The organism is Janthinobacterium sp. TB1-E2, from assembly GCF_036885605.1.
GTDB classification, from domain to species: Bacteria; Pseudomonadota; Gammaproteobacteria; order Burkholderiales; family Burkholderiaceae_D; genus Janthinobacterium; species Janthinobacterium aestuarii.
In genome coordinates this window covers 2,244,321-2,260,358 of sequence record NZ_CP142523.1, presented here as the reverse complement: position 1 = coordinate 2,260,358, position 16,038 = coordinate 2,244,321, and the positions used below count along the sequence as shown (strand labels likewise).

The window sequence follows — 16,038 nt, the reverse complement described above, 5'->3', positions numbered from 1 at the left end:
CTCAGGACTTCGCTTTGTAGTTGCGCACAGCCGTCAGGCTGTCGGACAAGGTTGGCATTTCGATGGCCAAGTTGCTGCCCTGCACCTGGCGCAGCAGTGCTTGCGCCGTCTGCGTGCTCTTGGCGCGGGTGTCGAAATACTTGGCCAGCGCATCCTGCGCAGCGATCAAGTCGTTACGGAAAGCCGTTTCATTGCGCGACAACAAGGCCATGCGGGCATTGAGCAGGCGCAGCTTGACGTTTTCACGCAAGAAATACGATTGTGTCGGCGACAGCATCAGCGCTTCCGGCGTATCGACGCGGCGGATACGGATCAACTGGCGCACGTCGGCCCACATGTCGCCGCTCCAGGTATTGAAGCCGTCGCGTACTTTTTGCAGCATCGGTTCCGGCGCAGGCGGACCCACCAGCTTGCCGGCGGCATCGCGCACGGGCTTGGCCTTGCCCGGTTTTTCCGGCGCGGCCGGCAAGGCCGGCGTTTCGTCGGACAGCATCGGCAGCGAATCGATCTGGGCGATCACGGCGTCGAGGCGCAGGGCTACGCCCGTCGAATCGACGCTAGGCAGGGCCTTGAGTTTTTCCATGTCGCGCCCGATGGCGCGGCGGATGGTGATGAATTGCGGCTTGTCGGAACGCGACAGGCTGCGGTCCGCATTTTGCAGGGCGATCAGCGCGCCGGGCACGTTGCCGGCCAGTTGCAGCTGCTGGCTGGCCGTCGACAGCACTTGCTCGATTTCCGTCAGCGCCCACTCGTCGCGGTTCTTCGACAAGTCGTTATACAGTTGTTCCAGGGCCAGCTGCTGGCTTTGCGTTTCGCTCTGGCGGTTTTCCAGCGCGCCCACCTTGATTTCCAGCTCTTTCGTGCCTTCTTGCACGTTGCGCGCCAGCACGCCCGTTTCGGCATTGCTGACATCGCCCTTTTGCAGGCGCTTGGCCACTTCTTCGCGCAGGTTGCGGATCTGCTTGCTGGTCGACCAGCTTTGCGCAGCCAGCAGCACGGCCAGCACGATGACGGCGATGCTCATGGGCTTTTGCAGCTGTTCCAGCAAAGTCGGCGCGCGGCCGGCAGGTTGGTCGGCCGCCTGCGGCGCCGTCTTCACGGCGCTGCCAGGCGTTGCATTCGGTTCGGAGAGTGTAGGCATTTCGTTCATGGTCGTGATTGTAACGCGGCGAGCACTCCTGCGTCGCCTGATCCTGTCAGGGTGACACGGGCAAAACCCAGGGCCGCCGCCGTTTGTGCAATGCGGGCGTGCGGCACGATCAGATGCTGCTGTTGCATTTTTACAACAGCCGTCTTTTCAGCATCCATTTCGCCCAGCAGCGCCAGCAAACCGCGCAGCGCTTCCGAGCTGGTGATGATCCAGTCATTATTATGCTGCAACAGCTTTTCCAGGGTCGCCCGCAAGGCCGGCGTCAGCGTCGGCACCTTGCGGCGGTAGGCCGTGACGAACTCGACTTCGGCGCCGGCCGCGCGCAAGCCGTCGGCCAGGTAATCGCGTCCGCCATCGCCGCGCACGATCAGCACGCGCTTGCCGCGCAGGGCCGGCAAGTCCAGCGCCAGCAGCAAATGTTCGGAATCGCTGCGCGCCGTATCCAGCGGGCTGGTGATGGACGCGTTGGCCTCCGTGACGCCATGCGCGGCCAGGGCCATCCGGCTGCCCTCGCCCACGACGGCCAGCGGCACGCCGGCGGGCCAGGCGGACAGGTGCGCAAAGACGCAATCGATGGCGTTCGGCGAGACGAAGGCCACCAGGTCAAACTCGCGCAGGCGCGCCAGCACGGCTTGCAGCTGCGCGCATTCGTGCTCGCCGTCAAGCGCGTGGATTTCCAGCAGCGGCAGCAGCTGCACGGACAAGCCCAGCGCCGCGATGTGGGCGGCCAGCGGCCCCGCTTGTTGCGCGGGCCGCGTGATCACCACGGTGTCAGGCATGCGGCGCCAGGCCTTCATGGTTGTCGGGCGTGATGGCGCACGAGGCGAGGATGCCGGCGGCGTCTTGCCCGCGCAGCAGTTCGGCCACTTGCTCGCCCAGCTGTTCCGGCGCGCGGGCCGGGCCACTGACGTCGGCACTGGCCATGCGCGCGCCGTCCGGCGTGGCGACCATGGCGCGCAAGCGCATCTGTTCGCCTTCGACTGTAGCGAACGCGGCCAGGGGAATCTGGCAGCTGCCACCGAAAATCTTCGACACCTTGCGCTCGGCCGTGACGGCTTGCGCCGTGGCCGCGTGGTTCAGCGGCGCCAGCAGGCGCACGAGGTCGGCGCCGTCCGCGCGCCCGCTGCGGATCTCGATCGCCATGGCGCCCTGGCCTGCCGCCGGCAGGCTGTCTTCCGGCGCCAGCACGGCGCGGATGCGCGATTCGAGTCCCAGGCGCTTCAGGCCGGCGGCGGCCAGGATGATGGCCGCGTAATCGCCACGGTCCAGCTTGCCCAAACGCGTATCGAGGTTGCCGCGCAGGGGCAGTATGGTCAGGTGCGGGTAGCGGGCGGCGATCAGCGACTGGCGGCGCAGGCTGCTGGTGCCGACGACGGCGCCCTGCGGCAGCTCGGCCAGGCTGGCGTAATCGTTCGACACGAACGCGTCGCGCGGGTCTTCGCGCTCGAGGATGGCGGCCAGGGCAAAGCCTTGCGGCAACTCCATCGGCACGTCTTTCAGCGAATGCACGGCCAGGTCGGCGCGGCCCTCTTCCATCGCCACTTCCAGCTCCTTGACGAACAGGCCCTTGCCGCCTACCTTGGACAGGGCGCGGTCCAGAATCTGGTCGCCGCGTGTGGTCATGCCGAGAATTTCAACGCTACACTGCGGATACAGGGCGGCTAGGCGCGCACGCACGTGTTCGGCTTGCCACATGGCCAGACGGCTCTCGCGCGTGGCGATCACCAGGCGGGCAGGAATATTCAATTCGTTCGGGGTCAATTCGGATGCTTTCAAAACAAGTTCTTTCGCTGTGGCTGTCGTTGTCATTGTCGTTGCCATTTCGCCCGTCCGATATCAATTTGTATCGGAATGGCGCCCGGCGTCGCTATAATCGTTATCCCTTGGCCTAGAAGGCCAAGTCAGGCTAGCGTCCATGTTGAAGACCACAAATTTTATCATGCGCCCCCTCCCCTCTGCGGCCAAACGCCCGGTGCGATCCACATTCCCTTGCTTTTACACTTACTTTGGTTCTTTATTATGCTCAATGACGCAGTAGCACCAGAAATAGTTCCAGCGGCCGGCTCCGACAAGGACGCGCCGCTGAAAGAAGACATCCGCCTGCTGGGCCGCCTGCTGGGCGACGTGCTGCGGGAACAGGAAGGCGACGCCGTCTTCAATGTGGTGGAAACCATACGCCAGACTTCCGTACGCTTCCGCCGCGAAGCGGACGCGGACGCGGCCCTGGAACTGGACGCCATGCTCAAGGAACTGAGCCGCGAACAGACGATTTCCGTCGTGCGCGCCTTTTCCTACTTTTCGCACCTGGCCAACATCGCGGAAGACCAGCACCACATCCGCCGCCGCCGCGCCCACCTGCTGGCCGGCTCGCCGGCGCAAAAGGGCAGCATCAGCTTCGCGCTGAAAAAACTGCGCATGGCCGGCGTGCCGCGCAAGACCGTCGACACCTTCTTCCAGGACGCCCTGATCGCGCCCGTGCTGACGGCCCACCCGACGGAAGTGCAGCGCAAGAGCATCCTCGACGCCGAGCACGACATCGCCCGCCTGCTGGCCGAGCGCGACCTGCCGCAGACGCCGAAAGAACGGCAAGCCAACATGCAGCTGCTGCGCTCGCGTGTCGCCACCCTGTGGCAGACGCGCATGCTGCGCTACTCGAAGCTGACGGTGGCCGACGAGATCGAAAACGCCCTGTCCTACTACCGCATCACCTTTTTGCGCGAACTGCCGGGCCTGTATGACGATATCGAGGAAGACATCGCCGCCGAGTACCCGAACGGCGACGGCACGATAGAACCGATTAATGCCGCCTACGTGCAGATGGGCAGCTGGATCGGCGGCGACCGTGACGGCAACCCGAACGTCAACGCGGGCACCATGCAGCACGCACTGGCGCGCCACGCCACCACCATCCTCGATTTCTACCTCGACGAAGTGCACGCGCTGGGCGCGGAATTGTCCGTCTCGACCCTGATGGTGGGCGTGAGCGCCGAACTGCAGGCGCTGGCCGACCAGTCGCCGGACGCTTCGCCGCACCGCAGCGACGAGCCCTACCGCCGCGCCCTGATCGGCATCTATGCGCGCCTGGCCGCCACGGCCCGCGCGCTGGGCGCCACCAACATCCTGCGCAAGGAAGTGGGCGCGGCAGCCGCCTATCCTGACGCGGCCGCCTTTGTGGCCGACTTGCGCACCATCGTCGCCTCGCTTGAATCGCACCACGGCGCCGCCCTCGTGCGCCCGCGCCTGGCCACCCTGGCGCGCGCGGCCGACATCTTCGGTTTCCACCTGGCGTCGCTCGACATGCGCCAGACCTCCGACGTGCACGAGCGCGTGCTGGCCGACCTGTTCGCGAAAAGCGGCGTGGCCGCCGATTACACGGCCCTGTCCGAGGAGGACAAGCAAGCGCTGCTGCTGAACGAACTGGCCCAGCCGCGTTTGCTGTATTCGCCCTACATTGCCTACGCCACGGAGACGGATTCCGAGCTGGCGATCCTGCGCGCGGCGCGCGACATCCGCCAGCGCTACGGTGCGCGGGCCATCCGCAACTACATCATCTCGCACACGGAAACCGTGTCCGACTTGCTGGAAGTATTGCTGCTGCAAAAGGAAACGGGCTTGCTGCGCACCGACTGGAAGGCCGGAGGCGACGGCGACAGTACGTGTGAACTGATGGTCATTCCCCTGTTCGAAACGATACCCGACCTGCAGCGCGCGGCCGGCATCATGAGCCAGGTCATGGCCTTGCCCCTGGTAAAACAATTGATCGCCAAGCAGGGACAGCTGCAGGAAGTCATGCTCGGCTATTCGGATTCGAACAAGGATGGCGGCTTCCTCACGTCGAACTGGGAACTGTACAAGGCGGAACTGGCGCTCGTCTCCGACTTTCAAAAGGCCGGCGTCAAGCTGCGCCTGTTCCATGGCCGCGGCGGCACGGTGGGCCGTGGCGGCGGACCCAGCTACGAAGCTATCCTGGCCCAGCCGCCGGGCACCGTCAACGGCCAGATCCGCCTGACGGAACAGGGCGAGATCATCGCCTCGAAGTTTTCCAATGCGGAAATCGGCCGGCGCAACCTGGAATTGCTGGTCGCCGCCACTCTGGAAGCGAGCCTGGCGCCGCAGGAAGCCAATCCGGCCCGCAACAGCCAGCTGGCGCAGTTCGAAGCCGTGATGGCGCAACTGTCGGACCTCGCCTATCACGCCTACCGCCACCTCGTGTATGAAACGCCGGGCTTTACGGAGTATTTCTTCTCGGCCACGCCGATTGCGGAAATTGCCGAACTGAACCTCGGTTCGCGCCCCGCCTCGCGCAAGGCCAACCAGCGCATCGAAGACTTGCGCGCCATTCCCTGGGGCTTTTCCTGGGGCCAGTGCCGCTTGCTGCTGCCGGGCTGGTTCGGCTTCGGCAGCGCCATCGAGGCCTGGATCAATCAGGCCGACGGCGCCGCGAAGGATGACAGGATCGCCACCCTGCGCGCCATGTACGCCGAATGGCCGTTCTTTGCCACCCTGCTGTCGAACATGGACATGGTGCTGGCCAAGACCGACCTGGCGATCGCCTCGCGCTATGCGGAATTGGTGGCGGACCAGGGCTTGCGCGAACGCATCTACAAGCGCATCACGGACGAGCATGGCAACACCTTGCGCTGCCTGGTGCTGATCACAGGCAATACGGAACGGCTGGCGGGCAATCCGCTGCTGGCCCGCTCGATCCAGAACCGCTTCGCCTATCTCGATCCGCTGAACCACTTGCAGGTGGAATTGATCAAGCGCAACCGCACCCTGTCCAACGCCGGTAAAGTCGACGAACGGGTGCACCGCGGTATCCAGCTGTCGATCAATGGCGTGGCGGCAGGCTTGCGCAACACGGGCTGATCACGTCAAGCTGCCATCGGCAGGCAGGGGCCGGCACCGCAAGGGCCGGCCCTTTTGCTTGCCCAATGGAAAAATATTCTCAAGAAAGCAATATTTGGTATTACACTAGCGTGGAATATCCTCCCCCCACTCCGGCGCCAGGCGCACCGCAGCGGCCAACCACGACGCCAGGAATGCGGATGAGCAAATGGTCGATTGAAACGCTGGGTGCGGCATGCGCCGCCATCATCCTGGTCGTGCTGGGCTGGCTGGCGGGCGCGGCCTGGCAGGAACTCAACTTCTGGGAACATGTCTGGCTGTCGCTGCTGCTGGCGGCCGCTGGCGGCATCGCACTGTGGCTGCTGCGCGTGCTGCGCAACCACCTGGCCAGCACGCGACTGCAGCTCGACGCCAGCGCCATGCGCTACCGCGACCTGAGCGAGACGGCGCAGGACGGGATGTGGCAAACGGATGCGGAAGGCACGATATTGCATCTCAACCAGCGCCTGTGCGACATGCTGGGCATCCCGGCGGAAAAGCTGCTGGGCCACAAGATGAGCGAATTCCACGATGAAGCGACCTTGCTGCGCCTGTGCCCGCTGAGGCGCACGCAGGAACACAGCTGCATGGGCGAACTGCAGTACTGGCACAGCGACGGCTCGGAACGCTGGGCCATGATCAGCGGCCGCTGCCTGTACGACCAGCTGGGTGCCCTGACGGGCGCGCTCGTGCTGGCCAACGACATCACGGAACACAAGCGGGCCGAGCATGCGCTCAGCGTCGCCCATGCGGAGCTGGAAAGCCGCGTGGCCCTGCGCACGGCCCAGTTGCTCGACGTGAATCTCCAGCTGTCCGCGGAAATCGCCATGCGCGCGCAAACGGAAGCGGCCCTGGCGCGCAGCGAGGAGCGGCTGCAGGACATCATTTCCATGATGCCCCTGTCGCTGTTCCTCAAGGATGCCGATTCGCGCATTTTGCTGATGAACCAGGCTTGCGAACAGCAATGGGGCGTGCGCCAGCAGGACATCGCCGAAGGACGCGACCTGCAGCACTTTCCCAAGGAGCAGAACATGGGCTTCCACGCGGCGGACCGGGAAGCATTTGCCAGCCGCAAGGTGGTGATCCGCGAAGAATTGGTATGGAACGCGCAGTTGCAGGAAAACCGCCTGGTGCAGACGCACAAGAAACCCGTGTTTGACGCCCACGGCCGGCCGCAGATGATCATCGCCATGGCCATCGACATCACCGACAGCAAGCGCAACGAGGAAAACCTGGAACGCACCCTGGCCCAGCTGCGCGAATTGACCGACCACCAGCAAACCATCAAGGAAGAAGAGCGGCGCCGCATCGCGCTCGACATTCATGACGACCTGGGCCAGAACCTGATGGTGCTGCGCATCGATGTGTCGCTGCTGCACGCGCGCACGGCCAAGGGCCATCCGCGCCTGCACCGCCACGCGCAGCGCGTGCTCGACACCATCGATACCACCATCCGCTCCGTGCGCACCATCATCAATGACTTGCATCCCAGTACTCTCGAGCTGGGACTGGGCCCGGCGGCCGAATGGCTGATCCGCCAGATGGAGGGCCGCGGCGCCATCCGCTACCGGCTCAAGCTCGACAGCGAGGCGCCGGACCTGGGCCTGGACCAGCGCCAGACGTCGGCCATCTTTCGCGTGCTGCAGGAATCGCTGTCGAACATCGTGCGCCATGCCCAGGCCAGCGAAGTGGAAGTGGCGCTGGCGCAGGACGCGGACGCCATCGTGCTGCGCATCAGCGACAACGGCATCGGCATGCAGCCGGGCGACCACGGCAAGCGGGCCGCCTTCGGCCTGAAAAGCATACGCGAACGTGTCCACGCGCTGGGCGGCGAACTGCGTATCGACAGCCAGGCCGGCCAGGGCACGGTGCTGGCCATCCACCTGCCGCAACCCAGGAAAGGCGCGCCGGCCGAGAATGACGAAATACAAAGATTATTAAAAACAGTAGCAAATTAAGTATCAATTTTAAACATAAAAAGTATAGTAAGTTTTTTCTTTGAGGAAACTATCATGCCGCCACGGTTCTCCCGGCTCCCCGCCCCACTGCTCGGCCTGTGCCTGCTGGCCGCCGTCTCCACCGCCAGCGCCACCATCTATGCCGAACGGGGCTTTGGTGAAAGGGATGGCAATGGCAGCATCGCGTCCGACCTGAACCCGGCGGGCCTGGTGGCCGGCATCATCATGGAGGAAGAAGGACGGCGCCGCGCCGTGACGTACCAGCATGGCCGCATCCGCGAGCTGGGCACCCTGGGCGGCGATGAAGGTTTCACCAAGGCCATCAATATCCATGGCGTGGTGGTCGGTTCGGCGCAGACGGCCAGCGGCGCCTGGCACGCCTTCCGCTACGATGCGGCGGACGGCATGCGCGACCTGGGCACGCTGGGCGGCACCAGCAGCTACGCCACGGCCATCGCGCGCGGCGGCCAGGTGGCCGGCTATGCCGATACCAGCGGCGGCGATTTCCACGCCTTTGTGACGCAAGCCGACCACAGCCTGCAAGACCTGGGCACCCTGGGCGGCGCCAGCAGCTATGCCAGCGGCCTGAACAGCCATGGCGTGGTGGTGGGCACGGCCCAGCGCGACGATGGCTACCGCCGCGCCTTCGTCTACCGCCCCGGCGCGGGCATGCAGGAAATCGGCACCCTGCCCGGCGGACGCATCAGCTCGGCCACCGCCATCAACGACGCGGGCCTGATCGTGGGCGCCTCGGAAACGGAGAAGCGGCGCTGGCACGCGTTTGCCTGGGACGGCAAGCGCATGCTCGACCTGGGCGCCATGATCGGCCAGGGCGACAGCTACGCCACGGCGGTTAATGCGGCCGGACACGTGGTCGGCAGCGTCAACATCAACGGCTATGAACCGATGACCTTTGTCTACAAGGAAGGCGTGATGACGGTGCGCCGCCGCGACGACGGCCTGTACCTGACCAACAAGATCACGGACGCCGGGCTGGTGGTGGGCGCCATCTACACGGGGCATAAATTCCAGGCCTTCGCCGTGCCGTCGCAAGCGTCGCCGCCACCGCCGCGCCGCAACCCGCTGGACTGGCTGTTCCTCACCTTCATCCTCGGCGCCAGCGGCGTGGCGCTGTACAAGCTGCAGCGCCATCACCGCGCCGGCCTGCCAGGCCAGCGCACATATTTTATGTAAGCAACGCTGGAGATGGACGAAAAAAAAGAGGCTTGCGCCTCTTTTTTTGTTGCTTGCCCTACGCTTAGTTTTGCGTCAGGAAGGTTTTCAATTTATCTGAACGCGAAGGCTGGCGCAGCTTGCTCATGGCTTTCGCCTCGATCTGACGGATACGCTCGCGCGTCACGTCGAACTGCTTGCCCACTTCTTCCAAGGTGTGGTCGTTCGACATTTCCACGCCGTAACGCATGCGCAGCACTTTCGCTTCGCGCGGCGTCAGGGAATCGAGCACTTCCTTGATCACGTTGCGCATCGATGCGTGCAGCGCGGCGTCCAGCGGCGCCAGGGTCGTGTTGTCTTCGATGAAGTCGCCCAGTTGCGAATCGCCATCTTCGCCCATCGGCGTTTCCATGGAAATCGGCTCTTTCGCGATCTTCATGATTTCGCGCACCTTGTTTTCCGGCATTTCCATCTTGACGGCCAGGGTCGCCAGGTCCGGCTCGCTGCCCGTTTCCTGCATGATCTGGCGCGAGATGCGGTTCATCTTGTTGATCGTTTCGATCATGTGCACCGGCACGCGGATGGTGCGGGCCATGTCGGCGATCGAACGCGTGATCGCCTGGCGGATCCACCAGGTGGCGTAGGTCGAAAACTTGTAGCCGCGGCGGTATTCGAACTTGTCGACGGCCTTCAGCAGCCCGATGTTGCCTTCCTGGATCAGATCGAGGAATTGCAAGCCGCGGTTGATGTATTTCTTGGCGATCGAAATGACCAGGCGCAAGTTGGCGACCGTCATTTCGCGTTTTGCGTGACGCGCACGCTTTTCGCCGGCAGCCATCTGCTTGTTGATCTTGCGCAAGTCAGCCAGCGGCAAGGCCACGCGCGCTTGCAGGTCGATCATCTTCTTTTGCAGTTCCTTGACGGCAGGCACGTTGCGGCTGAGGATGGCGCTGTACGGATACTTGCAATCGACTTCGCGGTCGACCCATTCCAGGTCGCATTCATTGCCCGGGAACACCTTGATGAAGTGGGCGCGCGGCATGCCGCATTTGTTCACGCACAGTTCCAGTACGGCGCGCTCGATGTGGCGCACTTCTTCCATCTGGCCGCGCAGGGTGTCGCACAGCTTTTCCACGACCTTGGCCGTGAAGCGGATGCCCAGCAATTCCTGCGAAATGGCTTCCTGCGCCTTGATATAGGCTTTCGAGTTATAACCCTCGGGCGCCTTGCGCATCTTGTCGTACTGCGTCGAAATGACGTTGAATTTCTCCAACGCATTCTTTTTCAGCTGCGCCAATTGCTCGCTCGAGAAACCGGCCGCGCCGCCATTGGCGTCGCCGTCTTCTTCCTCGGCTTCTTCTTCCTCTTCCTCGTCGTCACCGCTGGCGGCGGCAGGCGCGGCGGCAGCGGCTGGCGCCGGGGCATTGCTTTCGTTCAGATCGACGAAGCCGTCGACCACTTCATCGACCTTGATTTCGTCGCGCGCGATTTTTTGCGACAGCGCAACGATTTCACCGATGGTGGTCGGGCAGGCGGAAATGGCCTGGATCATGTCTTTCAGGCCGCCTTCGATGCGCTTGGCGATCTCGATCTCGCCTTCGCGCGTCAGCAGCGCCACGGCGCCCATTTCACGCATGTACATGCGCACGGGGTCGGTGGTGCGGCCGAAGTCGGAGTCGACGGTCGACAAGGCGGTCGCGGCAGCCGCTTCCACTTCATCGTCGCTGGTGACGGTGGCGACGTTGTCAGTCAACAACAGGCTTTCCGCGTCAGGGGCGCGCTCGTAGACGGCGATGCCCATGTCGTTGAAGGTGGCGATGATGCCTTCGATCGCTTCCGGATCGATGATGTTTTCAGGCAATTGGTCATTGATCTCGGCATAGGTGAGGAAACCGCGTTCCTTGCCCATGTTGATCAAGCCCGTGATCTGCTTGCGGCGGCGTTCGAGGTCCGCTGCCGAGGCTTCCGGATCGCCCAGTGCATCGGCCAGGCCGCCCTTGGCCTTGCGGTCGCGCGCCTTCGACACGGCCTTCAGTTCGGCGCGTTCGACGGCGTTCAGTGCCGCCACTTCATCGTTTTCCGGCGTGAATTCGCTTGGTTTGCGGCCACGACGGCCTGGCACCTTGACGGTTGGCAGGAAATAATTCGAGGTATCGATGGCGGCCAGGGCATCGGCGTCCGTGGTTTTGCTGACCACTTGCGCGCCGGTGATGATGGTCACGGGCGCCGCTTCCGGCTTGGCGCGCACGACTTTCGAACGGGCTGCCGTCACCACTTTGTTCGTGGCGGCGCTTTCGCTGACCTTGCGCGGCGCGGCCGGAGCCTTGGCGCCAGGGGCGATCTTCACGCTTGGCGTCTTCGCCGGGGCGGGTTCAGCGGCCTCGGTCACGTCGGCAACAGCCTCGGCGGCTGGCGCGCTGACGGCCGCTTCCGCAGCCGTATCGGCCGGTGGCACGGCGGCCAGGCGCGAGCGGCTTTTCTTCACCACGGTGACGACGGTCGGCGCCGTCGTGACGGTGGCTTCCGGATTCGCTTGCGCATTATCGATGAAGTAAGATAAAGTCGTTTTGGGTACGGCAAGTGGTGCCGCGGCTGGGCGTGGCGCCTTGGCGGACAACGTTAAAGTTTTTGGCGTATTCTTCATGAGATATCTCTTAATGCGAGACCAGATGGTGTCGGCGCGAAGTGAATGATTCCACCTAAGCCTGCGAAACCGGACTCGATGGAGCGTATTGTTGCGGCTACCGTGTTAACGGCAGCGGCGCCTGTCTATCGGGACGTTCAAAGCCCGCGCATCCGTCATGCGGAACGGCGGGGCCGAAGCCGGGTCAGATAAATAAGCGATGTACATTGCGGAATGAAAAAAAGCCCGTACCAGAACGGGCTTGAATCTATTGTTGTTCAGTGAAGACACAGCGGAGAGCAAGATTATGCACGAAGGCCAGTTATCTGGATAATTGATAAGAGGAATATCCGATATCAAAAATACTAATAATTGGGATCCTGTACCGCACTGCTCCTATCCCCTGCACACCTGAGCCAGACCGTCAAATACGGGGTCCAGTCATCAGCGCAAGCCGACATTATACACATTTCCCGCATTTCGCGCTGCGTCCGCTGTAGCGCGGACCCGCCTATCGCAGCGCAAGTTGAGCGCAAGTTGCCAAAAAAGACAATGCACTTGCCTGTGGCGCGTGCTATGCTCCCCTTTTATAGCCCAACCAATGATGTCGATGACCAGCTCCACGCCAGACCAGCAAGCCACCACTCCTGACACGCCAGTCGATGCAGCCCCAGCGGCGGCACCGGCCGCAGCGACCACGCCGGCGCCTGCCGGCCTGACCGCGCGCGCGCTGCTGAAGCAGTTCCAGGAGCAATTCCCGCCATTCCGCGATTGCCTGCCCTTGTCGATCGGTATCGACAAGCAGATCCTGGCACGCCTGCCGGACCTGGACCGCAAGCTGATGCGCACGGCGCTGGGCATCCACACGGGTTCGCTGCGCTACCTGCGCGTGATGGAAAAAGCCAAGGTACGCTACGACCTCGACGGCACGGCCGGCGCGGAAGTGACGCAAACCCACCGCGACCACGCCACGCAAGTATTGCAGCAGCGCTTCAAGAAGGAAGCCGAGCGCAAGAAAGCCGAGCGCGATGCAGCGGCCGCCGAAGAAGCAAACCGCTTGCGCCTGGAAAAACTGAATCAGCTGACCGCGAAATTCTCGCGCAAAGGCTGATCCGGTTTCATGGACACAGCTGCCGCACCGCCACTGCCCCCGTATCAAGGCATCGCCCTCGACCACGTCAAGCTGGTACGCACCAGCGATGATGCAAAAGCGGCCATGGCCGCCCTGCTGGCAGCGGACGCCATCGGCTTCGATACGGAATCGAAGCCGACGTTCGTCAAGGGCGAGTCTTCCACGGGCCCCCATCTGATCCAGCTGGCCACCGACGACATCGCCTACCTGTTCCAGGTGGGCAGCACGCCGGCGCCGGCCCTGGCCGAACTCAAAGCCATCCTCGAATCGACCACCACCCTGAAAGTGGGTTTTGGCCTGTCCGACGACGTCAAGCGCCTGCGCAACAAGCTCGGCATCGCGCCAGCCCAGGTGCTCGACCTGTCCGTCGCCCTGCGCGGCGGCCAACGCAACGACCTGGGCGCGAAGACGGCCGTGGCCAAGTTCTTCGGCCTGCACCTGCAGAAATCGAAAAAAATCTCGACCACCAACTGGGCCACCTCGCGCCTGACGGAAAAGCAGATCCTGTACGCGGCCGACGATGCGCAAGTGGCCCTGCGCGTGTACCGCCGCTGGATCGCCGAAGGCGGCAAGGTCACGCCGCAAAAAGCCCCGCGCGCCAGCACGCCACCGGCCCCGCCGCCCGCTCCTGCCTGAAGCTGGCGCCTTTCCGCAGCATGAACAAGAACAAGTCCATCGGCACCACGCTTGAGGCGATCGCCGCCGCCGAACAGGCGCTGGGGCGAGCGCTGCCCGCGTCCTACGTGCAATGGTTGTTGGTCAACAATGGCCGCGCGCTGGGCGCCTTGAGCATATTTCCCGTCTACGACGCGGCCAATGCGCGCAAGACGTGGGAATCAATCGAGCGCCACTACAACACGGGCTGGCAGGAATGGCTGAGGAATGTGGGTGGCGGCAACGAGGCCAGCGCCCTGCTGCCCTTCGCCCAGTTCGGCACGGGCGATTACTATTGTTTTGACTATGCGCAAACGGGGCCATCGGGCGAGCCCGTGGTCGTGCTGTGGTCGCATGAAACAGGCGCCACCAGCACGGTGGCACCCGACTTTGCGTCATTCCTCATACTGCCCGGCCGGCCGGGCTGAAACCCGGCGGCCGGCGCAGCCTTATTTGACCAGGCGCAAGGTCAGCGGATAGCGGTAAGTGATGCCATTGCTGGCCTTGACGGCCGCGACGATCGAGCACACCAGATTGGCCAGCGCCACGATCCAGAACAGGAACAGGCCGATCAGCACGAACGACAGGATGAAGCAGGCGAAATACCAGATGATCAGGGTGATCTGGAAATTGAGCGCTTCGCGGGCGTTCTCGGCCGAAAATTTATCCGCATCGTCTTTCTTGATCAGGTAAATGATCAGCGGCGCCACCCAGCTGGTGAACAGGCCGCCAACATGGGACAGAATGGCCATCGTCGTATCTTGCGTACGGCCCACTTCCGGCTGCGTGTTATCCATTATCATTCCCATCATTAGTTATAGATACATCAATATAGCAGCAATATTTCCTTTTGGAATGAAACACTTGCTGGTGCAAGGGACTTTTTTCATGTGCCGCTTGCCGCGGCCTGCGCCAGCCGCCCCAGGGTGGCGATGGCCTCTTCCAGCTGCGGACTCCACGGGTGGCCGTAATTGAGGCGAATACAGTGGCGAAACGCGCGCGTGGCGGAAAAGATAGGGCCGGGCGCAATGCTGATGCCGGCCGCCAGCGCGCTGCGGTGCAAGGCCAGCGCATCGATACCCACGGGCATTTCCACCCAGACAAAATAGCCGCCCTGCGGCCGCGTCACACGCGTGCCAGGGGGAAAATGCACGGCGATGGCTTGCAGCATGGTGTTTTGCTGCGCCGCCAGGGTCAGCCGCAGCTGGCGCAAGTGACGATCGTAGCCGCCCTGCGCCAGGTAGTCGGCCAGCGCCATCTGCAGCGGTATCGGCGCCGACAGGCTGGTCGTCAGTTTCAGGCGCTCGACCTGGCGCGCATAGCGGCCCGCCACGGCCCAGCCCAAACGAAAACCGGGCGCCAGGGTCTTCGAAAACGAGCTGCAATGCATGACGAGACCCGCGCTGTCGTGACTTTTCGTCAGACCGGGGCGCTGCTTGCCAAAGTACAGCTCGCCATACACGTCATCCTCGATCAGCGGCACGTCGTGGCGCGCCAGCAATTCGACCAGCGCGCGCTTCTTTTCCGACGGCATCAGGCTTCCCAGCGGATTCTGGAAACTCGTCATCAGCCAGCACGCCTTGGGCTGGTGGCGCTGCAACAGCTCTTCCAGCGCGGCCAGGTCGACACCATCGCGAGGGCTGGTGGCGATCTCGACGGCCTTGAGTTCCAGCCGCTGCAGCGCCTGCAAACAGGCATAGAAGCTGGGCGACTCGATCAGCACCGTGTCGCCGGGCCGCGTGACGGCTTGCAGGCACAGGTTCAGCGCTTCCAGCGCGCCATTCGTGATGACGATGTCGTCGCTGGAAACGGGCACGCCGTCGAGCTGGTAGCGCAGCGCGATCTGGCGGCGCAGTTCCGCATTGCCCAAGGACAAATCCGTGACGGTGCTCCACGGGTCGAGACGGCGCATGCTGGCCGACACGGCCCGCGCCAGCCGTTCCATGGGAAACAGATGCGGGCTGGGAAACGCCGAGCCGAAGGGCACGATATCGCGCGCGCCCACGGCGCCCAGCACTTCGAACACGAGGTCGCTGACGTCGACCGTGGTGCTGGCGGCCAGCGGATGGGAACTGTCCGGCTCGGGCGCCAGCGCGGCGCGCTGCGGCGCCACGTAATAGCCGGAGCGGGGACGCGAGACGATCATGCCGCGCGCTTCGAGCAAATAATAGGCCTGGAACACCGTCGACGGGCTGACGCCCCTGCGCGCATGCTGCTGGCGCACGGACGGTAACTTATCGCCAGGTAGCAACATCTGCGCGCTGATCATGGCGGCGACTTCTTCCGCCAACTCCTCATATCGTTTCAACCCTGCTCCTCAAACTGATCCGTAGTTTTATTGCACAACTGATCCTGTCACAGTAACAGCACCCGGTATATGCTAGGCTCATAAAAATTAGCCGGGCAGCAACACCGGTACACAATATCGACCGACGAGACAGGCTATTTTCCATGCAACTCT

At 63.4% G+C, this 16,038-nt stretch carries 12 protein-coding genes; 6 read left to right on the top strand and 6 right to left on the bottom strand.

What is annotated here, in order from left to right; translation table 11 throughout:
• Position 1 precedes the first annotated feature (1 nt).
• Genes OPV09_RS10235 through hemC form a run of 3 tightly spaced genes read right to left on the bottom strand, consistent with a single transcriptional unit; the run spans position 2 to position 2,926 of the window.
• Positions 2 to 1,150 (bottom strand): uroporphyrinogen-III C-methyltransferase, encoded by a 1,149-nt coding sequence (locus OPV09_RS10235; protein ID WP_058049383.1) that lies wholly within the window; start codon positions 1,148 to 1,150, stop codon positions 2 to 4.
• Positions 1,147 to 1,929, bottom strand: coding sequence for a uroporphyrinogen-III synthase (locus tag OPV09_RS10230; RefSeq protein WP_338681523.1), 783 nt, complete (start codon positions 1,927 to 1,929; stop codon positions 1,147 to 1,149). The genes OPV09_RS10235 and OPV09_RS10230 overlap by 4 nt, the downstream gene beginning before the upstream one ends.
• On the bottom strand, positions 1,922 to 2,926 hold the full coding sequence (gene hemC / locus OPV09_RS10225; protein ID WP_338681521.1) for a hydroxymethylbilane synthase: 1,005 nt from the start codon (positions 2,924 to 2,926) through the stop codon (positions 1,922 to 1,924). The genes OPV09_RS10230 and hemC overlap by 8 nt, the downstream gene beginning before the upstream one ends.
• 243 nt (positions 2,927 to 3,169) lie before the next feature.
• Between hemC and ppc the strand changes: the two genes are divergently transcribed.
• From ppc to OPV09_RS10210, 3 genes are all read left to right on the top strand, one after another.
• Positions 3,170 to 6,019, top strand: coding sequence for a phosphoenolpyruvate carboxylase (gene ppc / locus OPV09_RS10220; RefSeq protein ID WP_338681519.1), 2,850 nt, complete (start codon positions 3,170 to 3,172; stop codon positions 6,017 to 6,019).
• Between the two features lie 179 nt (positions 6,020 to 6,198).
• Positions 6,199 to 7,995 (top strand): PAS domain S-box protein, encoded by a 1,797-nt coding sequence (locus tag OPV09_RS10215; RefSeq protein ID WP_338681518.1) that lies wholly within the window; start codon positions 6,199 to 6,201, stop codon positions 7,993 to 7,995.
• 54 nt (positions 7,996 to 8,049) lie between these two features.
• Positions 8,050 to 9,189: an HAF repeat-containing protein gene (locus OPV09_RS10210; protein ID WP_338681517.1), complete on the top strand. Its 1,140-nt coding sequence runs from the start codon at positions 8,050 to 8,052 to the stop codon at positions 9,187 to 9,189.
• Between the two features lie 64 nt (positions 9,190 to 9,253).
• On the opposite strand, the gene rpoD is transcribed toward OPV09_RS10210, so the two are convergent.
• Complete coding sequence (rpoD, locus tag OPV09_RS10205; protein ID WP_070304051.1) at positions 9,254 to 11,812, bottom strand: RNA polymerase sigma factor RpoD; 2,559 nt, start codon at positions 11,810 to 11,812, stop codon at positions 9,254 to 9,256.
• 580 nt (positions 11,813 to 12,392) lie between these two features.
• Between rpoD and OPV09_RS10200 the strand changes: the two genes are divergently transcribed.
• Genes OPV09_RS10200 through OPV09_RS10190 form a run of 3 tightly spaced genes read left to right on the top strand, consistent with a single transcriptional unit; the run spans position 12,393 to position 14,005 of the window.
• Positions 12,393 to 12,902 carry a ProQ/FINO family protein gene (locus OPV09_RS10200; protein WP_034758713.1) on the top strand — a complete coding sequence of 170 codons (510 nt, stop codon included), beginning with the start codon at positions 12,393 to 12,395 and terminating at the stop codon, positions 12,900 to 12,902.
• Between the two features lie 9 nt (positions 12,903 to 12,911).
• Positions 12,912 to 13,559, top strand: a complete 648-nt coding sequence (locus OPV09_RS10195) for a 3'-5' exonuclease (RefSeq protein WP_070304052.1) — start codon at positions 12,912 to 12,914, stop codon at positions 13,557 to 13,559.
• A 20-nt stretch (positions 13,560 to 13,579) separates the two neighbouring features.
• Complete coding sequence (locus OPV09_RS10190; protein WP_072456552.1) at positions 13,580 to 14,005, top strand: SMI1/KNR4 family protein; 426 nt, start codon at positions 13,580 to 13,582, stop codon at positions 14,003 to 14,005.
• A 21-nt stretch (positions 14,006 to 14,026) separates the two neighbouring features.
• Here the strand turns inward: OPV09_RS10190 and OPV09_RS10185 are convergent, their stop codons facing one another.
• Both OPV09_RS10185 and OPV09_RS10180 read right to left on the bottom strand, forming a co-directional pair.
• Positions 14,027 to 14,374, bottom strand: coding sequence for a DUF4870 domain-containing protein (locus OPV09_RS10185; protein WP_034758731.1), 348 nt, complete (start codon positions 14,372 to 14,374; stop codon positions 14,027 to 14,029).
• Positions 14,375 to 14,463: 89 nt separating this feature from the next.
• Positions 14,464 to 15,885 (bottom strand): PLP-dependent aminotransferase family protein, encoded by a 1,422-nt coding sequence (locus OPV09_RS10180; protein ID WP_338681513.1) that lies wholly within the window; start codon positions 15,883 to 15,885, stop codon positions 14,464 to 14,466.
• Between the last annotated feature and the right edge of the window lie 153 nt (positions 15,886 to 16,038).